At 32.3% G+C, this 23,916-nt stretch carries 13 protein-coding genes; 5 read left to right on the top strand and 8 right to left on the bottom strand.

Going from position 1 to position 23,916, the window contains the following annotated elements; translation table 11 throughout:
• Positions 1–549 (bottom strand): phosphoribosylanthranilate isomerase (locus VKJ25_RS05395; protein ID WP_324235599.1); only part of this gene is annotated, 549 nt, incomplete at its 3' end.
• A gap of 489 nt (positions 550–1,038) precedes the next feature.
• On the opposite strand from VKJ25_RS05395, the gene psaK reads away from it, so the two are divergent.
• Positions 1,039–1,320, top strand: coding sequence for a photosystem I reaction center subunit PsaK (gene psaK / locus VKJ25_RS05400; RefSeq protein ID WP_324235600.1), 282 nt, complete (start codon positions 1,039–1,041; stop codon positions 1,318–1,320).
• Positions 1,321–3,468: 2,148 nt separating this feature from the next.
• Here psaK and VKJ25_RS05405 read toward each other — a convergent pair.
• The 5 genes from VKJ25_RS05405 to VKJ25_RS05425 form a co-directional block, all read right to left on the bottom strand.
• Positions 3,469–5,508 (bottom strand): tetratricopeptide repeat protein, encoded by a 2,040-nt coding sequence (locus VKJ25_RS05405; RefSeq protein WP_324235601.1) that lies wholly within the window; start codon positions 5,506–5,508, stop codon positions 3,469–3,471.
• Positions 5,509–5,916: 408 nt separating this feature from the next.
• Positions 5,917–8,172, bottom strand: a complete 2,256-nt coding sequence (locus tag VKJ25_RS05410; protein ID WP_324235602.1) for a tetratricopeptide repeat protein — start codon at positions 8,170–8,172, stop codon at positions 5,917–5,919.
• Between the two features lie 368 nt (positions 8,173–8,540).
• Complete coding sequence (locus VKJ25_RS05415; RefSeq protein WP_324235603.1) at positions 8,541–10,691, bottom strand: tetratricopeptide repeat protein; 2,151 nt, start codon at positions 10,689–10,691, stop codon at positions 8,541–8,543.
• Positions 10,692–10,983: 292 nt separating this feature from the next.
• Entirely contained in the window at positions 10,984–12,819 is a 1,836-nt protein-coding gene (locus VKJ25_RS05420; protein WP_324235604.1) for a tetratricopeptide repeat protein, read from the bottom strand.
• A gap of 134 nt (positions 12,820–12,953) precedes the next feature.
• Entirely contained in the window at positions 12,954–14,753 is a 1,800-nt protein-coding gene (locus VKJ25_RS05425) for a tetratricopeptide repeat protein (RefSeq protein WP_324235605.1), read from the bottom strand.
• A gap of 435 nt (positions 14,754–15,188) precedes the next feature.
• Here VKJ25_RS05425 and VKJ25_RS05430 point away from each other — a divergent pair, with 435 nt between their 5' ends.
• Positions 15,189–18,662: a glycosyltransferase family 2 protein gene (locus VKJ25_RS05430; RefSeq protein WP_324235606.1), complete on the top strand. Its 3,474-nt coding sequence runs from the start codon at positions 15,189–15,191 to the stop codon at positions 18,660–18,662.
• A 701-nt stretch (positions 18,663–19,363) separates the two neighbouring features.
• Positions 19,364–19,885 carry a DUF3122 domain-containing protein gene (locus VKJ25_RS05435; RefSeq protein WP_324235607.1) on the top strand — a complete coding sequence of 174 codons (522 nt, stop codon included), beginning with the start codon at positions 19,364–19,366 and terminating at the stop codon, positions 19,883–19,885.
• Between the two features lie 596 nt (positions 19,886–20,481).
• Here the strand turns inward: VKJ25_RS05435 and VKJ25_RS05440 are convergent.
• The gene (locus VKJ25_RS05440) at positions 20,482–20,856 is read right to left on the bottom strand and encodes a hypothetical protein (RefSeq protein WP_324235608.1); all 375 of its coding nucleotides are present in this window, start codon (positions 20,854–20,856) and stop codon (positions 20,482–20,484) included.
• A 506-nt stretch (positions 20,857–21,362) separates the two neighbouring features.
• The gene (gene mnmE / locus VKJ25_RS05445) at positions 21,363–22,733 is read right to left on the bottom strand and encodes a tRNA uridine-5-carboxymethylaminomethyl(34) synthesis GTPase MnmE (RefSeq protein ID WP_324235609.1); all 1,371 of its coding nucleotides are present in this window, start codon (positions 22,731–22,733) and stop codon (positions 21,363–21,365) included.
• A gap of 268 nt (positions 22,734–23,001) precedes the next feature.
• Between mnmE and VKJ25_RS05450 the strand changes: the two genes are divergently transcribed.
• Positions 23,002–23,430: an element excision factor XisH family protein gene (locus tag VKJ25_RS05450; protein WP_324235610.1), complete on the top strand. Its 429-nt coding sequence runs from the start codon at positions 23,002–23,004 to the stop codon at positions 23,428–23,430.
• Entirely contained in the window at positions 23,406–23,759 is a 354-nt protein-coding gene (locus tag VKJ25_RS05455) for a XisI protein (protein ID WP_324235611.1), read from the top strand. Before VKJ25_RS05450 ends, VKJ25_RS05455 begins: the two co-directional genes overlap by 25 nt.
• The last annotated feature ends 157 nt before the right edge of the window (positions 23,760–23,916 follow it).

Consider the following 23,916-nt stretch of genomic DNA (forward strand, 5'->3'; position numbering starts at 1 on the left):
TTGAGGTTGAGAATTTAATATAAATTTTGAGATGGCTGTAGTTACATTTTCTGGATTTAAACCACCTGCTAATAACCAAGGATAAGTAGGATGAAATTGTGCAATAATTTCCCAATTTAAAGTTTTGCCAGTACCTCCTAATTTATCTGGAGCATAAGCATCTAGAAGTAATGTATCAACATAATTTTTATAAATATTTGCTTTGGTTAAATCTTCAGAAGATTTGATTCTCATCGCTTTAATTATTTCTACATTTGGTATTGACTGACGTAGTTGATGACAAAATTCTGGAGATTCATCTCCATGTAGTTGTATTCCATTTATTTTTGTATGAGTAATTATTTCTGATAATAAGTCGATTTTGGCATTAACAAATACTCCGATTTTATCAATATTTTTTGGTAGTTTATCCACAATATTTCTGATGTTTTCTGGAGTAATATAACGGGGTGATTTAGGAAAACAGATAAATCCTAGAGCTGTTGCTCCTATTTGAGCGATCGCTTGTCCTTGCTCTGGTTTTGTAATTCCACAAATTTTGATGCGCATTAATTTTACCTAATGGAGTGAGACAGCTAATGGGTTAGAATAATTAATAATTAATAATTAATAATTAATAATTAATAATTATCTATTCTGATCAAGAAAAGGATTAGCTAAAAGAAATTTTTTTTGTTTTTCTTGGTTGATTGGATATGACGCAGTGTTTTTTCTCCATGAATGGAGAGCTTTATGCCTTTATTTTTCGGTAAATTAAGGCAAGTGGGTTTATATAATCTTAGGTTTAGCATTAAAATTTTCAACTAAAATCTGCCCTTACAATTGCAATATTTTAGGTGTTTTAGTTTGTTACGATGGTAACTAAATTTTAGATTTTTGTATCAAAACTTAAAGTTATTGTTAATTATTAAAACAAATTGTAGCTTTTAGTTGAACCTTTTTGATAATTTGCCAAGTATAAGTTTATTTAGACACCACGCCATTGGGCGAGGTATTTTAAATTAACTCCAAATCTTTTTAATTTCAGGAGATAAGAATTTGATTTATTCTGACTTAATTTTAGCAGTGCAATCTCATCCTCTTTCTGCGGAGTGGTCGCCAAAAGTGGCAATTGTCATGATAACTTGTAATATAGTAGCGATTGTGATTGGCTACTATGCTATTTCTAAGAAAAATCGTGGACAAGGACCTGATTTACCTGTATCCTTACCCGCAATTTTTACTGGGTTTGGAATACCAGAATTATTAGCTACTACCAGTTTTGGTCATATTTTGGGAGCAGGAATGATTTTAGGGCTTGGTAGTGCTGGTATGTTATAGAATAGATATAACCTGATTTTAGTTATGAAGTATAGGGGGGTATTTTCTTGACAAAGAAAAGACTTCCCTATTTTTAGTCTGTAATTTTAATAGATGTATAAACCAAGTATTGATTGTTATTTTTGACCAAAAAATCTTGTCTCAAGTCTCCCTTTTCCAGGAGATAAAAAAGAAAACTTAGTATTGTAAAGTATTTTTAGTCTCCTATTTCAGTAAGAGGCACTGATAACTGATAACTGATAAATTGCTTAACTACTGATCTTATACTAATTCCTAAAAGTAGTGCTATACTTGGGTCATACTTCAGTTATTAACTAATCACCACAAACAGAATCACTTCTTTGCTAACTTTAGCTAAGTTAATGTTAATTATTCTTATGTTTGCTTCTCCCCTACTCCCCTACTCCCTTATTCCCCTACTCAACAAAATGTAGAAAAGTTTTTGAGAAATGGTATTACACTTTGCTGATGCAGTACAGTACCCTCTAAACTTACTCAGTTAGTTAATAAATATAGTCATATAAAAGAGGAAATAGGGAACAGAGAAACAAGTGGAATAATTGATAACTTCTAGAGCAGAATTGATTTTAATTGTTATTTTTGGATATGTCTAATTTTATTATCTTTAAAAAATAGCTAAATACTTGAAACTCAAGATTTCAGAAGCGGAAATTAAGTGGGTGAAAACAGAAGACAAGATAGGTAGAGGTAGGCACGAAAAAAACTAACTATCTAAACTTTCATACTGAAGACTTAATATAACTTTTACTAATTCAATTATATTTTGATATTGTTTTTATAAATTTAATTAGCCTCATTTTTCCCAGATTGTGACAAATTATTTCACGAGCTTGCGTTATTTCAGAAATTTGGTATCATACCCTGTACATAAGGTATTGTGCCAATGTTGTGTCTAAACTTGAGAAAAGACTAACTTTTAACACGAAAAATAAAGATGGGAGTTTGGTAGCCTCGCCTTTTATGTATCGGGGCGGAAAAACGACTCAGGGGATTTTAATCGCCGTGAGTCTTAAAACCAACTCAATTGCTCTCCCTCTGTTCCTTTGAATTTACGACTACGTTTGGTTTGAGTTTGAGTGGCTTGAGCAGAAAAGTCAGAAGTATCAAAAAGGTTAAGCTGAGTAGGATTAATTGGCTGATTAATTGCTGGTTTGACAACTTTAACTTTTTGATTAACCAGTTCTCCAAACCCATAATTAAAGCCATCAGATTTATGTATTATCGTTAATCACATTTCAAATTTAGCAATTTTGAGCGGAGAAAAATAAGCTCAAAAAAACAAAATTCAGGCAATTACAAATATTCAAGAAATTATCTAATTTGACAAAATGATAGATATGAGGTATTTAGCTAAGATATTTAATATCTATAGTTGTTCAAGTTAAGAATGAGACAAATGTTTCTTGCTATGAAAAGGTTTCAGCCGAAAAAGTGTTTCATTCTTAAATTAAATGGTTATAAATAGGGTTGGCGCTCAAAAGTCTGATGGTGGAGGTAGGGAGTAGGGAGTTGTAGGGACGCCTTTATGCAACGTCCGTATAGAGTTAGAAAGAATAGGAGTTACAGAGGAAGTATTTGAAAAAATAGTTCCTTATTTTTTCTGTCTTAGTTAACGTAAAATGCTCAGTTTTTCAATCCTCACCATCTAAAAAATTGCACTTTTTTCGACCATAAAAAGACTTCAATCATTAGTATGTAAAGACTTTGATATTTAATCAGCAAGCCCTAATTATATGGGTAAGTATTCAGCCGTCAGCTATCAGCTATCAGCTATCAGAAGAGTGCTTTTAATCTTTGATAAAAGCTTTATTAATTGAGCCAAAAAAATCTTACTAAAAAAGTCAGTCCACTTGATATTAGAGTCTATTTTCATTGAAATAATCTCCTTAAACACAGGATTTCTTTGCTGTTAACGTTAGCAAAGCTCCTCTGCAAGAGGCACTTCCGACCCAGGAAGTTGGCTGAGGTGCTAATAGCTGTTTGCGCAGCATTCCCTATGCGAAATGCTTACTTATATGGTATGACTTTGTAATGACTTTACATATAATCTTCCTAATTACTGCAAAGATCAAAAACATTGTTTCAGCAAACCCTATTTACTTTTTCCTCCTTCTTTATTCCTTACTTCTACCAATTAAATTTCATACCTAAATATTCTTCTAAACGTTGATTATGAATTTGAAAATAATCGTTTAATTTTTGTCGAAGTGATTCACTGATAGATGAATAGGAACCAGCATTTAATTTAGGATAATTTGGAATTTCATAATCTGGCAAATCTAGAAAATTGAAAACTTGTTTCATTGTGTTTTTCGGGTTACTATAAAACTCTTCACTTTTCAAAATTAGTAACTGTTCTCTGGGAAAAATAGCTAACCATTTCTTGAGAAATTCTACATATACACCAGCAGCTATATAATCTCCTGCATAATTCCAATAATAAGGATTAGAAATTTGCCTTAGTTTTTCAAGTTGAGAATTAAGAGCTATTTCACAAGAACGAAATTCTTGATTTAAACGTACTTGATGATAGTAGTGAGAAACTGCTCGATCTACAGGGTTTCTTAGTATTAAAATTAGCTTAATTTTGGGAAAGAAATGGAAAATTCTACAGGGAGCATATTCAGCATCAAAATAGGTAGTGCTTGCTTCTCCAGTTAGAAATTTTTTTGAGTCGGAAATAGGAGGAAAATGTGCCTGATACCAGTCTATACCTCTATGGAAATAAAAAGACCAAAAATGTATTTCTTTTTTGATGGAAGGTAAAATTTGGGGATGTTTTGTTATGTAGTTATAAAGAGAGGTAGTTCCTCCTTTACCGACTCCAATAATGAGAAAGTTTGCTGGAGATAATTGTTCTAAGTTCCAATGTTTTTGAACAAAGATAGGACGAGATTTATTGACGTGATTTTTACAAGCTTTTTGATAATATTTTATTGCTTCTTTAGTTTTACCTATTTGAGTTAAAGCTTCTGCTAAATTTAGGTAAATGGAAACTGAATTATTTTGACGTTCAATAAATTTTTGAAATAAATTTATTGTCTCTTCAAGTTTGTCTAGTTTTTCAAAAGTTTCCCAGAGACGAGTATCAGACCACCAAGCAAAATCAGGATTTAATTCTATAGCACGATGGTAAGTAATGGCAGCTTCTAACCATTTTTTTTGTTGGGTTAATACTAATGCTAGATGATAGTAAGATTGACTATTTTGTTTTGTTTTAACAACAGAATAAAATGAGTTTAATTGTTGTTCTAATTGAATTTTTTTTCTGAATATTTTGGCGATTTCTTGATATAATTCTGTTTGCTTTGGTGATATTTCTAGTAACAAATAATAGATAATAATTGCTCCAGGAATTTGATTTGCTTGTGCTAGAGAATTTCCTAATTCTAGATATAGTTCTGGATTTTTTCTGATAATATTTAGTGCTTTTTGGTAAATAGGATATTGGTCTGGGTTTTGAATTGCATGACAGTAATAATTGATAGTTTTATCTAAATTTGATTGAGAAATTTGAGCAAAAGCATCTCCTAATTGAAGGAACATCCAAGGTAAATGAGGTTTAGTCTGAGCAACTTCTAAATAAGTAGCGATCGCTTCGTCTAATCTTTTTTGTTTTAGTAAGACATCTCCTAAACATTGGCGATACCAAGTAACTTTTGGATTGAGTTTTATTGTCTGACGATATGCAATTTCTGCTGCTTCTAGTTTTCCAGTTTGAAAGAGAATTTCTGCTAATTTTTGGTGAGTTCCTTTAACTTCTGGTTTGAGTTTTATTGCTGTTTGATAACAAGTAATTGCTTCGGCAAATTCTCCTACGTTAACCAGGGCTTCCCCTAATTTATTATAATCCCAATAACTATCAGGTTTAAGTTTAATGGTTTGGCGGTAAGCGATGACAGCTTCTGACCATTTTTCTAGTTTAATTAAGGCATTTCCTAAGTGGTGGTAAGACCAAGGAAAATCAGGATTTAGTTTGATAGTTTGACGGTAAGCAATAACAGCTTCTGACCACTTTTTTAGTTGAGTTAAAGCTTCTCCTAATTTATAGTAAGACCAAGAAAAGTTAGGGTTTGATTTGATGGCTTGGCGGTAGCTAGTAATAGCTTCTGACCACTTTTTTTGTTCTAGGAATTTTTCTCCTAAGTCGTAGTAATTTATTTCCATATTAATCCTATTTTATTTGTGAAAAAAACTGTAGGCGTTTGGTCTCCAAACCTAAGCAAAAATGGGATTTAGAAACCAAAACCCTGAGATAAGATATTACAACTTTTATTCATAACTTTAAATTCTCCTTGCCAATTAATTCTTCCTTATTTTTAGGGAATAGGGAACAGGGAAAAGGTAAGAGTTTCCGTTTTTTTTATCTACTTTTTGATTGGTAACAACCTATTTAGGATTAATATATGCAATGGATTTATTGGTGAGGTACATCTACGCGGGCAAAATGCACGGTTCCCGAAAAATCGTACTGGGAATATTTCATTATTAATATTTGTACTTCAGATACTTGAAATTTGCTGTATATATTCTCTCTTCCTTCTTCCTTCTTCCTTTTTCCTTTTTCCTTTTTCCTCAATTTTCCCAATTAAATTTCCTACCCAAATACTCTTCTAATTTTTGATTATGAGGTTGAAAGAAATTGCTTAATTTTTGATGCAATGATTTACTGATAGGTGGATAGGAACCTAAATTTAATTTCTTATAATCAGGAACTTTATAATTTGGCAAACCAAGAAAGTTAAAGACTTGTTTCATTATAATTGTGGGAGTGCGATAAAATTCTGCTGTTGATAATATCAGAAATTGTTTTGACGGAAATCTAGTCATCCAATTTTGGATAAAATCTATATATATTCCAGTGCCTAAATAATATAATCTATGATGCCAATAACTACTATCTAAGGGAGAATTTTTATAAATCATTTCCCAAGTTTCTAACTCCTCATTTAATGCAGTTTCTAGATCGCGATTTTCTCTATTTATTCTCAACCAATGATAATAATGAGAAATAGCTCTATCCACAGGATTTCTCAACATAATAATTAACTTAATTTTTGAGCAATAACTAAACATTCTTTCTGGCGCTTCCCAATTTCCTAAATAACTTGGACTTGCTTCTCCAGTGATAAAATTTTGATGGTTAGGAATGGCAGGAAAATGGGAGAGATACCAATTTATGCCTTTGTCAAAATTCATCGACCAAAAATTTATTTCTTTCACCACTGGAGACAAAACTTGAGGATGTTGGGTTAGATAACTAAATAAAGATGTAGTTCCTCCTTTTCCTACTCCAATAATTAGAAAATCAGGATTTTTAACTTCTTTTAAATGCCACTGTTTTTGGAAAAGATAGGGGTGAGATTTTATGGTTTGTTGGTAACAAGCAGTTTGGTAACAAATAATTGCTTCATTGATTTTATTCTGTTTTGTCAGAATTTCTCCTAGATGTAAATAAGATAAAAATGAATCTGGATTTTTGTTAATAAATTGCCGATATAAATTGACTACTGTATCTAATTTATTGCAGCGGTCTAAAGTATTCCATAAATTATAATTTGACCAAGATAATTCTGGATTAATTTCTATGGCATGGAGATAAGATATAGCAGCTTCCTCCCATTTTTGTTGCTCAATAAAAGCATCTCCTAAAAATTGATGGATTTCGGAAATATTGGGTTGAAGAGAAATAGCTTTTTGATAAGAGGCGATCGCTTCTTCTAATTTTTTTTGTTTGACTAGAGTATTTCCTAAGTAATTCCATAACCAAAAATTACTGGGATTTTTTTGAATTTCTTGGCGATAAATAGTTTCTGCTTTTTCCCATTTATCTTGTTTCAGAAATACATTCCATAAAGATATTTGCGGTCTATCTATTTCTGGAGAAAGTTGGATTGCTTTTAAGTAATTAAGAATAGCTGCTTCTAATTTTCCTGTATTTTCCAGAACATCTGCTAATGAATTATAAGACCAATAATAATTAGGATTAATTTCTATGGCACGACGATATGCTGTTATAGCTTCTGACCAATTTTCTAGTTTGGCTAAAGCATCTCCTAATGAGTTATGAGACCAATAAGAATTAGGATTAATTGCTATTGCTTGATGATATTTGGTAATAGCTTTTGTTTCTTTTTCTTGTTTTAAGAAAACTTCTCCTAAATTATGGTGAGCAAAGTAAATTTCGGGATTTATTTCTACTGCTTTTTCGAGAATAATTTCTGCTTCATCTAATCTACCTAATATAATTAAAGTTTCCCCTAATTTATTGTGAGACCAATAAGAATTAGGATTAATTGCTACTGCTTTTTGATAGGCAGTTACTGCTTCATGTAAATTATTTTGATTAGTTAGTGCTTCTCCTAATTTTTCATAAGATAAATAAAATCCGGGATTTAGTTTAATTGCTTGTCTGAATGCTGTAGCAGCTAAATCCCATTTTGATAATTCTAGAAAACTCTCTCCTAGTTTTTGATATGACCAAGAAAAGTTAGGGTTAAGTTCTATGGCACGTTGATAATAATTTACAGCTTTTTCCCACTGTTGAAGTTGCATTAATGCTTCCCCTAATTTGTGATGAAACCAGGAAAAATTAGGGTTCAGTTTAATTCCATCTTGGTAAATAGTAATAGCTTGGGAAAATTGTTTTTGTTTGAGGTAAATATCTCCCAATTTTTGGTAAATTTCCCAATGTTCAGGTTGCAGTTCTATAACTTTTTCATAACAGGCGATCGCTTCGTCTATTTGGCTTTGGGATAAATAATTTTCTGCTTGTTTTTGGTTTTGCAGTGCTATAGTTTGTAAGTCTTTATTTGAGGGCATAAAAGTCATTTCAGTTATTAGTTATCAGTTATCAATACCTCTGACTAAATCCAGAGACTTGAAATACTGAAGCTCATTTTTTTTCATCCTCTTAACAGGATTCGTCAAAAGTAATCTGAGTAATTTCTGAGGCAAAAATTTAGCTATGTCAAAATGTGAAAGTCGAAATTAACCTCTGAGCAGAAATTTACTTTTCCTTTTCTAGAAAGTTCCGAGTTAAAAGTTAGGCGACTCATTTTTTTTAAGCTTTCTAGTATCTGGATTGAAGTCCCTAATAAATCTCATCATCGGATAAATATGTATTTGTTTTTTATCCTATATATTCCTTGACTAAATATGTGTAATTAATTTGGGAAAAATGCTGACACAAAACCTTGTTAATCCCAATTAAATTTCATGCCAAGATACTCTTCTAATTTTTGATTATGGGGTTGAAATAATTCAGAAAGTTGACCGCGCAAATGAGTATCTATTGGAGGATAAGAACCAGGGTAGTAATTTTTATATTCTAAAAGTTGATAATTTGGTAAACCTAGAAAATCAAAAACTTGTTTAGTTGTCGCTGCCGGATTTTCATACATATCCTCACTCTTTAATATTAAAAACTGTTTTCTTGGAAATATATTCATCCATTCTTGGAGAAAATATAGATATAAACCTAGACCTAAATACCTAGTTTTTTTACCTTGGAGAAAACTAGGACTGGTTTGAGACTGATTTATCATTTTTTGCAATATTTTTGTTTCTAAAGCTACTACTTCTGCAAAACTTCTTTGTTCTTGTCCTAGTCGTTTATCCATATAGTAGTGAGAAACAGCTCTTTCTATAGGATTTCTCAATATAGCAATTAACTTAATGTTGGGAAAATAACTAAATACTTTACTTGCTGCTTCTACAGAATAAATATAGTTAGGAGTTGCTTCTCCTGTCAGAAAGTTTTGCTGTTCTGGAATAGCTGGAAATTGGGATAAATACCAATTAATTGTCTTGTAAGAATTAACATGAAAAAAGTACAGTTCTTTTTCTACAGCAGGTAAAACTGAGGGATGTTTAGCTAGATAAAAATAAAGAGATGATGTACCACCTTTAATTGCACCAATAATCAAAAAATTTGGTTTGCCTACTCCTGTTCTTTCTCCATATTTATTGATAAATTCTGGATGAGTTTGTGCTAATTTTAAGTGTAAAACTTTTTGATAGTAACTGGTAGCCTCCTGAATTTTATTTTGTTTAGCTAAAATATTCGCTAAATTCAGATAATGCTCAGGAAATTTTGGCTTAATCTCAATAGCTTCTTGGTAACAGTTAATCAATTTATTTAATTGATTTTGATCTAATTTAACTAACTGGTAACTATGAATCGATCTGAGCTTATTATAAGCCATAAAAAAATCAGGTTGTAGTTGAATAGCTTTAATATAACAAGCGATCGCCTCATCTGAATTTCCTGTTTCTAAAAGAGCGTCTCCTAAGTCTTTATTAAACCAAGCTAAATCTGACTTTAAATTGATAGCTTTTTGATAATAAATAATTGCTTCATCTATTAATCCTTTTTTGTGCAGCACATATCCTAACTGATAATAAAACCAATAATAGTCAGGATTTTTTTTCAGAGCAAGTTTATAGTTGACGACTGCTTCATCCCATTTTTTTGTTTTGAGTAATACTTCCCATAAATTATGGTAGTACCAATAAAAATCCGGCTGAATATCTATAGCTTTTTGATAAGCTAAAACTGCTTCATCCCACTTTTTTAGTTTGCTTAAAGCTTTCCCTAAACTGTTGTAATCATTTGGGATATTTGGGTTTATCTTTATCGCATATTCATAAGCAGTTACAGCTTCATCCCACCTTTTGAGTTCTATTAAAACCTCACCTAAATTTTTATATAACTCCTCAGAATTAGAATTAGTCTTAGTGGCACGACGATAATAAACCACAGCTTCATCCCATCGTTTTAATTCCTTTAATGCTTTGGCAATTTTGTGATAAGACCAGGGAAAATTTGGTTCTAATTCCATGAATTTATCATAATTATTTACAGCTTCATCCCACTTTTGTAATTGGATTAATACTTCTGCAAGTTTGTGATAAGACCAAGGAAAATCTGGTTTTAATTCTATAACTTTGCGAAAAGCAATTGCCGCTTCGTTCCACTTTTTCAGTTCCATCAATGCTGTGCCTAATTTTTGGTAATACCAAGGAAAATTAGGATTATTCTTGATAGCATTGCGGTAACTAATGGTTGCTAAATCCCACTTTTTTTCTTGAAAATATAGATTAGCTAGATTAGAATGAGATTGACTAAAATGGGGATTAATTACAATGGCTTTTTGATAATATTCCTGGGCTAATTCTTGATTGCCCATAGCTTCAAGTACCTGGCCTTTAGTATTACAAACTAACGCCAAATATTCTAGTTTTTCTAATGCTTGATTACAAAATATCTCAGCTTCATTTAATTTTCCTTCTGCTAAACAAGATTGTGCTTTCTGGTTTAAATCTATTACTGATATTTCCTGGTTCACAGTATTTTCTCCTGGTAATTATCTATTACAGCCGATTCTACTTTTGTGAGGTACACCCACGCGGGCTAGGAACTTTTAATTATTAATCTTAATATTTGTACTTCTTATACTTGGAATCTGCTGTAAATATACAGCAAGCATTCAGCTATTAACATTCAGCTATCAGCTTTTAAAATAATTCAGCAAAGACTAAGATTAACTGACAGAAATATTTCATTGATAACTTTTAATTCTCGTTAGATTGATACCTTATAAGTTTTTGTCTTATCTAAACTGTAATACTTACCAAAAATCAAGGGTATTCTTTTTCAAGTATTTCAGAAACTGTCTTAAACTTATAACCTTGAACTGTCAATGTTTCAAGAATAATTTCTGTTGCTTTTACTGTTTTGGTACGATTATCGTGCATTAAAATAATTGCACCTGGTCTAGCATTTTCTATGACATAATTAGCAATTGTTTCCCAGTCATTTTCTTTTACATAATCCTTCGAGTCAATATTCCACAGAATCATTTTCTTTTTCATCTCTAATATCATATCAATTAGAGAGAAACTACTCAGACCAAAAGGAGGTCGAAATCTAATTTTATGAGTAACACCTAACTGCTGTAAAATTTCATCAGTTTTGGCAATTTCTGCTTTGATTAATTCTGGAGATTCCTGAGATAAATCTAAATGAGAATAGGAGTGATTAGCTAATTCATGCCCTTTAGCTAATATTAATTTCCCTAATTTTAGATGATTTTTCAGATTTTTACCAAGAGCAAAGAACGTAGCTTGAGCTTGATAAAAATCTAATATATTGAGAATTTGATTAGTATAGGGAGGATTCGGCCCATCATCATAAGTTAAGGCAATTACCTTTTCTTTTATAGATACTTGTTTAATCCCAAAAAATTCATAATTTGGTTTTATTTCTAAAACTTTTTGGAAACATTTTCTGGCTTCAGACCATTTTTCTTGTCGCATATAAATATCTACTAATGCTTCATAGCTTGAAAAAGATTCTGGAAAGATTTGTAAGGTTTTTTGATAATTAGTTATTGCTGCTTCTAGCTGACCTAATGTTTGGAGAACATCCCCTAATTTTTTGTATAGTTTTTCTGTTGGTTGATAACTAATAGCTTGTTGATATATTGCTACAGCATCAGACCATTTTTTTTGTTTCGTTAAAGCTTCTCCTAAACCATAGTAAGACCAATCAGAATCTGGTTTAATTTTAATTGCTTGACGGTAGGCAGATATGGCTTCATTCCATCTTTTTAGTTGTAGAAAAGTATTTCCTAAATTGTGGTGAGCAAAATGTAAGTTAGGGTTAATTTCAATTGCCTGTTGATAAGCTGTTATAGCTTCTTCATATCTAGATAGTTTAGATAGAGCTTTTCCTAAATTATAATAATACCAATAATTATTCGGATGAATTTCAATAGCATTTTGATATATTTCTACAGCTTCCGACCACTTTTCTAGTTTGATGAATTTTTCTCCTAACTCAGTATATAACTTAGGATTAATATTCACTGCTTGACGATAAGCTGCTAAAACTTCTGCCCAATTTTCGAGTTTTATTAAGGCATCCCCTAGATTTTTGTAAGCTAAATCTATATCTGGTTTAAGTTTGATAAAGTGACGATAAGCACTAACAGCTTCCTCCCACTTTTTTAGTTTTATAAAAGCTTGCGCCAGTTTATTATAAGGCCAAGGAAAATTTGGTTTGATTTTAATAAAATTACGATAGGCATTAATAGCTTCCTCCCAATTTTTCAGTTCCATAAAAGCATCACCTAGTTTATTGTAAGACCAGGGAAAATTTGGTTCTATTGCTATAACTTTACGATAGGCATCAACAGCTTCATCCCATCGTTTTAACTGTAGTAATGCTTCTCCTAATTTAGGGTAATACCAAGGAAAATTAGGATTTAGTTCTGTAGCTTTTTTATAAGCAATCACAGCTTCATCCCATCGTTTTAACTGTAGTAATGCTTCTCCTAATTTGTGGTAAATTTCTCCCTTATTTGGGTTTAACTGAATTGCTTGATTATAATGTTCAATTGCTGCTTGCCATTGTTGCTGTTGGGAAAATAAATCACCTAAATTAATATAAGGTTCTACTAGGTTAAAATTCATAATGATTACTTTTTGATAATATTCCTGAGTTAATTTTTGGACAGAACTATTTGAAGAATTAAAAATGCTCAAACCTTTAGATTTCAATACTTTTGGATTTAATCAGCAGAGCAATAATTATTAATTATTAATTATTAATTATTCATTATTCCGGCTTTTTTGTATAAATAAGATAAGAGTGTATTGCTAGAAATAATCTCTGCTTTACTAACATTTTTCAATGGTTCAAACATAAACTTGTTATAAAGAGGACAGAACAAGTAATTTTTGACATTTAATTTTCCTGGTTTAAGAAACTTTTCCCACTCTTTCCAGGGTACTAACCAAGCCCTTAATTTAACATTATAATATTTATAATTTTTAGCTTCTTTACATATTAATTCTTTTCCTAATTCAGTCCATGAGATATGTTTTCCTGAGTCAAAAATAGCCTCAATTTGATTAATACAAGTTTGCAAAAAATTATGTTGAGGACGAGCAGCAAAGGATGTCAGAGCAAATGCTGAACCCAAAGTTACTAAATCAAAATCTTTTAAATGAGATATAAAATTAGTATAGAGATTTTTAAACACAATTGTATCTAGATCAATCCACATTCCTCCATTATCATTTAATAACTTTATTCTTAGGTAATCTGCTTTATGTGCTGGTAATAATGTTTTGGTAAAAATTCGAGGATGAATTTCTTTGAGATATGCTTTAACATTTTGAGGATTAACTAAAATAACATCTGCTAAACCAGAATGAATTTTCATTGTTTCTAAGCATAATTTTAAGTAGTCTGGCATTTCTTGAGAATAGACATTTTCCCAATATACCCAGATAGTTTTGGGAATATAAGATTCATCTACTTGTTTCAGGGCATAACCTAATTTTTCATGGAATAAATAGTTATTTGGTTTAATTTTTGTAGCTGTTTGATAAGCTGTTATAGATTCATCCCATTTTTCTTTTTGAGCAAGAGCATCTCCTAAAATTTGATAAAACGAAGGTAAATTTGGATTGGTTTCTATCACAGTTTGACACTCTATAATAGCTGCATCTAATTTTCCTATTTTTAGTTTAATTTCAGCTAATTTTCGCCGAATTTCCCAAATATCTGATTTGATTTCTATCACTTTTTGATAATATTTTTCTGCTGATTCTAAGTCTCCCTTTTGCTCAAAAATATCTCCTAATTTTTTGTAAGACCAGGGAAAATTAGGGTTAATTTCTATAGCCAGGCGAAAATTACTAATAGCTAAATTTAATTCTCCTCTTTCTTGAAATATTTTCCCTAGTTTATGGTGAACTGCCCAAAAGTCAGGTTTCAATTCAATTGCTTTTTGATAATAATTTATTGCCCCGTTGAAGTCTTTTGTTTTCAGTGAAATATCTCCTAAATTTTGATAAGCATTTGCCAAAAAAGGATTTAATTCTATGGCTTTCTGGAAATAAGCGATCGCCTCTTCTATCTCATCATTTTCTAAACAGTTTTTTCCCTGTTTTAAATATTCTGATGCTTGAGGATAATATGCTTCTAAAGTCAATGCTTGTTCTTGACAATCTCTAGCTAATTCAACTTTTCCTAATTCCTGCCAAATTTTTCCTAAATTCCGATAAAAACCAGGAATATTTGGTTTAATTCCTATCGCTTCTCGGTAACATTCAATTGCTAACTGCCATTGTTTTTGTTGTGCATATATACTCCCTAAATTAGCATAGCTCTCTGCTAAATTTGGTTGTTGATTTATGGCTTTTATGTACCACTCTTTGGCTTGATTTATTTCACCCATTTTTTGCAGAATATTTCCCAATATTTTACAGGTAGGTGGAAAATCAAGCTCTATTTCTAATACTTGCTGACAAGCTGTTATTGCCTCTTCTAATTTTCCTTGAGTTAAATATATTTCTGCTTTTTGATTTAAGTGAATTACTGAGATTATCTTGCCCATTGTTTTATTTTTGATAAATATTCGTGATATTTAAGTTGATTACTAAGTTGATAATTAAGGTAAGATGATTAGTGATTTTAGCATAAAGTTAAAAGTTAACTAGCTATGAGCTTTTAGCAGCTCTGGGTTAAAATACTCTGCTTCTATCAGCAGGGAACCAACTACTAAAATTAGCTAATAATCTTTTTATTCATAACTTTTAATTGTCCCTAGACATTTATTCCTCCTGCCAATAAAATTAGTTAATCACTATAACAAGGGTAAATTATTTGTGAAAAACATTGTAGGGTTTTTGTCAGATCAAGCTCATTTTCAGTTGGATGTGGAGACCAAACTACTACAATAAAATCTTACAACCAGTTTAGGATTGCTATAATTACTGATAACTAATAGCTGAATACTTACAAATACACAACTATAATATTACAAACTTTTATGACTCCTAAAGTAAGCGTAATTATTCCGGTTTATAACTGTGAACTTTACATCGCCCAAGCAATTGAAAGTGTCTTGAATCAAACTTATACTGACTATGAAATTATTGTTATCAATGATGGTTCCACAGATAATACCTATCAAATATTACAACCATACATGACAAAAATTCGTTATTTTTATCAAGAGAATAAAGGATTATCTGCTACTCGTAACCAAGGCATAAAAATGGCAAAAGGAGAATTAATTGCTCTTCTGGATGCTGATGATTTATTTCTGTCTGATAAACTTGAAAAACAAGTAGCTATTTTTGATGCTCAACCAAATATAGGTTTAGTACAAAGTGGGTGGCGAGTTGTTAATGAAAAAGGAGAAAAAATTGAAGATGTTGAACCTTGGCATAAATCTCCAGAATTAGATTTAGTAAGTTGGTTAAAATGGAAAGCTACTAATCCTAGTAGTATGATGTTTCGGAAGGAATGGTTGGAAAGAGTAAATGGGTTTAATGAAGAGTTTCGTAGATTAGAAGATTTTGACATAGTAATTCGATTAGCTTTAGCAGGTTGTCAAGCTACTTGGTTTCCTAAAGTTGCTGTCTGTTATCGTCAACATAGTGGCAATATGACCAGAAATTTACTTGCTCAAATAGCAGTAGAGGAAAAAATTTTAGATGAGCTTTTTTCTAATTCTAATCTACCTTTAGAAATTCAACATTTAGAAAGAGAATTACGCTACGGTTCTCTAATTTGGAATTGTTGGTGTTTATATAAATCTGGCTACTTTGCTGAAATGGCTGATTATTTGCATAAATCTTTAAATTTTTCTCCTGTTTCTGTGCTTAAAACTATCTGTGAATGGCTCTATTATTTTCACTATTATGCTTCTCTAGAAAACTATTCATTTAATTCAGTTTCTTTGAATCAAATACCAGAGTGGCAATTTTTAATAAATAAAATTATGCCAAATGGTTTACCATTGGTGAGCGTGGTTATTCCGACTTTTAATAATGCTGATTATATTGTTAAAGCTATTGAAAGTGTTTTTGCTCAAACTTATACTTTTTGGGAGATTATTGTTGTTGATGATGGTTCTACCGATCGTACTTACCAAGTTTTAGAATCTTACCTTAATCAAATAGACTTTTTGCCAAATTTTCCAACAGGAAATAGACTACAGAAAACAGAGAGAAGTCAAAATTTACCTTCCGACTTTTCCCAGAACTTTCCAACAGGAAACAGACAAGAGAAACCAGGAGCAAATTTTCCCGAAACAGAGAGTAGTCAAAATTTACCTTCTGACTTTTCCCAGAACTTTCCAACAGGAAACAGACTACAGGAAACAGAGAGTAGTCAAAATTTACCTTCCGACTTTTCCCAGAACTTTCCAACAGGAAACAGACTACAGGAAACAGAGAGTAGTCAAAATTTACCTTCCGACTTTTCCCAGAACTTTCCAATAGGAAACAGACTACAGGAAACAGAGAGTAGTCAAAATTTACCTTCCGACTTTTCCCAGAACTTTCCAATAGGAAACAGACAAGAGAAACCAGGAGCAAATTTTCAGGAAACCGGAAGTAACCAAGATTTAACTTTAGACTTTTTGTCAAACTCTTCCACAGGAAATAAACAAGAGGAAGCCGATAAAAATATTCAGAAAAAAGAGAGTAATCAAAATTCAACTTTGACATTTGCCAGAGGTCTAATTAAATATGTATATCAAGAAAATCAAGGACCATCAATCGCTCGGAATTATGGTATAGAAATAGCTCAGGGAAAATATATCGCCTTTCTCGATGCAGATGACTTTTTTCTACCCGAAAAATTAGCCGAACAAGTAGGATGTTTTGCAGAAGATTCAACTTTAACAATGGTGCAAACTGGGTGGAGATTTGTTGATGAGAAAGGTCAGACTATTAAAGATGTAAAACCCTGGGAAAATAGTACGGAATTAGACTTAGAAAATTGGTTAATTTGGCAAGCGACTTTACCCAGTGCGATGATGTTTAAAAGTGAATGGTTAAAAGTTAATGGTGGGTTTGACAAACGATATTTTGGCATTGAGGATTTAGAAATAGTTTTGCGGTTAGCTTTAACCGGAGGAAAAGCGACTTGGTTACGCAAAGTTTGTGTTTGTTATCGACAGCGTAGTAGTAGTGTCTCTGGTTTGGATAATCGACAAAAAATTACTCAGGAATTAGAAAAATTATTAGATGATTTTTTCGATAAACCTAATTTACCTACTGCCATACGTCAAATAGAAAACCAGATAAAATATCGGTCTCTACTTTGGAATTGTTGGCGTTTATATAAGGCTGGTAATTTATCAGAAATGGCTACTTATTTGCAGAAGTCTTTGAGTTATACTTCTGATTCTCCCACAACAGCAATTTGTACTTGGATAGAATTATTTACTAAGCTAGATAGTCAAGAAGGAAATCAATTTAATGCTTATAGTTTTAGTCAGTTGCCAGAATGGAAAAAATTAATTAGTAATATTTTTAATCCAGTTGTGCCGAGGGTAAGTGTAATTATTGCCACCTACAATAATGCTAACTATATTTTAGAGGCGATCGCCAGTATTTTTAATCAAACTTATACGTCTTACGAAATAATAGTTATTGATGATGGCTCTACTGATAATACTCGTCAAATTTTAGAACCTTATTTAGATAAAATTCGCTATGTTTATCAAGAAAATAAAGGAGTCTCTCACGCCAGAAATTTAGGTTTAGAAATGGCGCAGGGAGAATTTATTTCTTTTCTTGATGCTGATGACTTTTTCCTACCAGATAAACTGGCAAAACAAGTAGCTGTTTTTGATAGTCGTCCTTCTCTAGGAATTGTTCATAGTGGGTGGCGTTTAATTAATGAAAAAGGAGAGAAAATTTCGGATATAGAATTATGGCATGGTTCCCTAGAATTAGACTTAGAAACTTGGGTAGTTTGGAAACCTGTAACTATTTCTATGATGTTTCGTAAAAGTTGGATAAAAAGCGCTGGAGGTTTTGATACTCGTTGGCATCATGGAGAAGATATTGACTTAGTTTTGCGTTTATCTATTAATGGTTGTGAGGCAGTTTGGTTGCCAAAAGTTACTTATTGTTATCGTCAACATCAGTGCAATGCTACGAGAAAATCTAGTCAACAAGCTGTTAGTATGATGGCTGTTTTAGATAACTTTTTTGCCAGAGAAAATTTATCAATATCTATTCGTAAATTAGAGGCAAAATCTCGTTATTATACTTTAAGTTGGTTAGCATGGCAAGCACATCGAAATGGAGATTTAATTGAGATGGATAAATATCTAAGAAAAGCTTGTAAATATACTCCTTTATCTATTATAGAAACTATCGATCATTGGGTAGAAAGTTTTCATAATCTTTATCAAGATTATGGTTATGATTTTGATGTTTATAGTTTCACAAATTCAGATGTTTGGCAAAAATTAATGTTAGATATGATTATTAGTATTTGATTAAAAAGAAGGAAGAGGAAAGAAGCAATGAGGAAGAAAGAAATTATAACTGAATGTTTACTTCATTCATTAAAAAGCTAAATGCTTACCTCTTTGTTTTCTAGAACTAACTTGTCTAAGAATATTCATGTATAAACAAACTTCAATAAAGAAATATGTAAGCATTCAGCTATTAGCTGTTAGCCATCAGCAACAAAAACCTCAAGTTTCAGAAAGATATTTAAAGGAATAAAGAAAGTGAAAACTGGCTTTTATAGTCAAATAAAATTTATGATTTTTCGGGAACCTTATAATAATACTTCTATCACAAACTAGAAGCACTCTTGTGATAGCTATTAGCTGACGGCTGTTTGCCCAGCATTCCGCAGGAAATGCTTACAGAAATATTTTTATAGTACAACTATTTATAGAATATTTGCCTATATAAATCTTAAATCGGTTGTGAACATTAAGTTATCAATTAATACTTTACCAGCCAAATAATTAAGCAATTTTTCTCCAAATTTGTGTCAAGATTACCATTGATTTTGCTAACATTAGTCTGTCTTTTTCAGTGATCAGTTTACCCGCCAAATAATTATACAATTTTTGTCAATATTTCCATTGTTTTTGCTGATATTTGTTTATCAAAGTAACTTGACAATTATCTCAGGAAATGCTTACATCAGTTATCAGTCATCAATTAAAAATTTTCTACCCAAATGATTAAACAAATTTTTTCTAAATTTATGTTAATAATTGGATTAGTTTTGCTGATATTTGTTTATCAAAGTACGTTGATAATAAATCCAGCAAACGCTTTAATTAGAAAAATTGAAGAAGCACCTAATCAAATAGTTTATCAAGCCAAATATACCTTAAGAGATGATACAAAAAACTCCTGGCAAATAGTATTCTATAAACGTCTAAAATCAGGTGAAGTAGATACTATTAATTTGCGTTTAGTAGCTTTTCCTGGCAGTGTAGAATTTACTCATCCACAACCTTTAAAAATTAGCTTGAATCAGAATAAAGATAATCAAATATTTCTAGCTAGAGATAATTTTGCCGAAAAAGCACCAGGTAATAATGTAGGTGACTATCAATTTCCAGAAGATTTTTTAAGCCTCGAAACAAGTACAAAACTTTTTCTATATTTACCTTTAAAAGCTCACCAAGAAACAAGAATCAAAATACCTTTCCCAATCTTATTAGAATGGCAAGAAATTATTAGTCATAAATAAAAAATAGGTAAGCATTCAGCTATTCCTACCGAATGCGCTCCCATTCAGCAATATAGTCCTTTGCTCAAACACGGGGTTTAAATGAACATAAACTTTAGAGTTGACTTTTTCAGTAAGATTTTTCGTTTCTTAGTCAATAAAACTTTTATTACAAACTAAAAGCAATAGCTGATAGCTGAATGCTTACAAAAATAGGACTTACGCAGGAGAACCCAGAAACCGAGTTTCTTTGCATAAGTCCTAAAAAAATATAGCAATCTTTAGTAGGTGCTAAAACCTAAACATTGTGCAATAAACTTACTCAATAGTTAAGCTTTCAACCTCAAATTAGATTGCTATATTTTTCGGTTAATATTTAGAAATTATGTAAGCATTCAACTCCTAGCATTCAGGTCTTAGCTCTTAGCTTTTTAATCAATGATGTAGCTTGATAGACTATTAAAATTAACTGATGGACTTTTGCCCATACTTTATAATTCCTTGAAATCTCTCAAATTGCTTTTTATCCTTTAAATGTGATGAAGCTGTTAGCTGATGGCTGATTGCTGAATGCTTACGAAATTATTGATAATAATTACTTTGCCATATTCAAGTAATTATCTCTTTTTCTTAATATCACGAGCCATATTTTTAAAGTCTATTCCATCATTAGAATTACTAACAGTACGAGGTTTAATCTTAGTAGGCTGAAATGTGGAAGATTGGGTAAAACTAGAAGTAGAAGAAGAGGAGGAAGTTTGAGTTTCTGCTCCACTTTCTCTTTTTTGCGTAGAAGAAACAGACTTTTCTGTCTCTCCTTCTATCACATTAAGTTTACCTGCTGCTTTGGGATAACTCCTCTTAACTGTCTTAGATTTCCGCATAAAGTCCACATTACCCATGCTACTTGCACTATCTGAATCTAGGAAGAAAGCTTCCTTCGGTTGATTATCGTCTTTTTTCCCAAACAGTCCTCTGATAAATCCTGTCATTTGTCTTTTCTATCCTATAAAGATATTTTGCTTATGTTAATTTTATATTAAATTTTATCATAATCCTTCATAAAATTTCTCATTTTAAGGAGTAGGGAGTGGATAATTGATAATTGATAATTGATAATTGATAATTAAAATCACTTTCCAATACAAAAGCGACTAAAAGTTACAGCGCTTTCCGTGGTTATGAGGTAGATCAATCGTGGACAAGATCAATATTTTTACCATTTACCATATATCTCATTTGCCCGAAATATGCTGTATATCCAAATTTAGAGAGTGGGTAAATAATGATTATCTAGATCAGAGCAAGACGCTCCCACTGTCGCCAACTGATAACTAATAACTGATATAGGAAGGGAACAAAATGCCCCCCACTATCACAAACTGATAACTGATTTAGGGAGTAGGGAGTAGGGAGTAGGGAGTAGGAGCTAATGGCCATTATGTAGGAAGAGAGCAAGATGCTCTCACTGTAGCCAAATAATAACTGATAACTGAAATTACTTTCCAATACAAAAGCGACTAAAAATTCTATCCAAAACAGACTCCGTTACATCTTCTCCCGTCACCTCTCCCAAAGCATAAATTGCTCCCCTTAAATCTATCGTCCAAAAATCTAAAGGTAAATTATTTTTAATAGTATTTAAACATTGCTCCAAAGATATCTTAGCTCTCCTTAAAGCTGCTGCTTGCCTTTGATTTACTGCAAAATCTAAGTTTTCTACCTCCACATTATCCAAATTTACAGCCTTAATAATTGCTGCTTCCAAATCCTCAATTCCTTCATTATTAATAACTGCTGTAGTCACAATATTTTTAATAGTTTCTGGATAAAAAATTGACTTAATTAACTCTCCCTGAACCAAATCAACCTTATTAATTATCAAAATTAAAGAACGATGTTTTACCTGTTCATAAATAAACTCATCTAACTCCGTCCAACCAGCCTCAGCGTCAATCGTCAATAAAACCAGGTCAGCAGACTTAGCTGCCCCATAGGACCGCTCCACCCCAATTTTTTCCACCCGATCCTCAGTTTCCCGAATACCAGCCGTATCCAAAACCTGCACCGGAATCCCACCCACCACCAAATGGGACTCCACCACATCCCTAGTCGTTCCCGGAAGCTCCGTCACAATAGCGCGATCGCTACGACTCCAAGCATTCAACAAACTGGACTTACCCACATTCGGACGTCCCACAATAGCCACCTTCAAACCAGTCCGTAACAATTCTCCACGATTTGCCGTGCCTAAAACTATTGACAAATCATTCAAAATACTATCTATTTTTTGACTAATTTCCGATTCATCCAAAGGGGGCAAATCTTCCTCAAAATCAATCCGAGCCTCTATTTCAGCCAAAACGTCCAGACAATCGGCCCTCAACCGACGAATGGGACTAGCCAACTTACCCTGTAAACCAGCCAAAGCAACTTGAGCAGCAGCAGGAGATTGAGAACCCACCAGCTCGGCAATACTTTCAGCCTGAGTCAAATCCAATCGTCCATTCAAAAAAGCTCGTAAAGTAAACTCTCCTGGTTGAGCTAATCGTGCCCCCGCTTCAATACATAATTGCAATACTTTTTGAATAGAAATAATTCCTCCATGACAGTGAAACTCTATTACATCCTCACGGGTATAAGAACGAGGAGCCTTCATAATCAATAACAAAGCTTCATCTACTAACTGCCCAGTTTGGGGATGACGAATATAACCATAGAGAATACGGTGAGTCTCCCAAACCTGTTGACCCGGTGCATGAAATAGGGTGGTAGCAATTTTCATTGATTCCGAACCAGACATTCGGACGATACCCACACTTCCTTGTTGGGGAACAATAGCAGTAGCGATCGCAGCAATAGTATCCATTTTTTTCAGTTATCAGTTATCAGTTATCAGTTATCAGTTAGCCTCCTGGATCGAAACTGCTTCTTACAGAAGAGCTTCGCTAACGTTAACAGTTATCAGCAGGAAACTGGAAATACTGAATTTGATTTTTTTCTGTGAGAATAATTATAGCAACAAAAATCATCCGATGATTCATATTATCATAGTCTATGATAATTTGTGTTGAGTTGCGTTATTGCTTAAATTAACCTACAATTCATTAAACATCAAACTACAGAAAAACTAACTAATGGCTGCTAGAGACTTTCATCACGATACTGTCAAAACTGCTTTAATCAAAGATAGTTGGACTATTACTGACGATCCACTGGTTCTCAAAATTGGTATTCGTAACGTCTTTGTTGATATGGGTGCGGAAAAATTAATTGCTGCAGAACGAGGTACTGTCAAAATAGCTGTTGAAGTCAAAACTTTTATGGGAACTTCTTTTGTTAACGAGCTGGAAAAAGCATGGGGGCAATTTTTTTTATATAGTAGAATATTAAAGAAACAAGACTCATTACGTCAAATATATTTGGCAGTCGAGTCTAATGTTTTTGAAACCTTATTTAAGCAGGAAGTTGCACAACTTTTGTTAGAAGAACCTGGTTTTTGTCTGTTTGTTTTTGATGCACAGAAAGAGGAAATTATTCAATGGAAACCACAAATCAACTCTTAGATCAGGAAAAATGGCGGGAAACACTGATAAATATCTTGCAATACTACGCCGATCTTCCTTACCGCTATGGTGACGTGAAAACATATCTCATTGTCAGTAGCGATCGCAACCATTTTCTGCTAATCAATGAAGGATGGCAGCAAAATGGGATCCGTTTATATGGTACTATTGTTCATGCTGAAATTTGTAATGATAAAATTTGGATTCACCACGATGGTATCGAAGATGGGATTACGGATGAACTTGTTGATGCTGGAGTACCAAAGGATAAAATTGTACTTGCTTTTCATCCTCCTAAGATTCGTCAACATACTGGATATGGAGTTTAATTTCAGTTATCATTTATCAGCAGGAAACTGGAAATACTGAATTGGATTTTTTGCTGTCAGAACAATCATAGCAACAAATGGAGTGAAAGGGAGTAATCTAAGGGAGACAGGTCGATTCCTTCCTATCGTGGCAATGAAAATTTTTTAGCTAGACTCT

Origin of the sequence: Okeania sp., assembly GCF_035285525.1 — a bacterium.
Classification (GTDB): Bacteria; Cyanobacteriota; Cyanobacteriia; order Cyanobacteriales; family Microcoleaceae; genus Trichodesmium.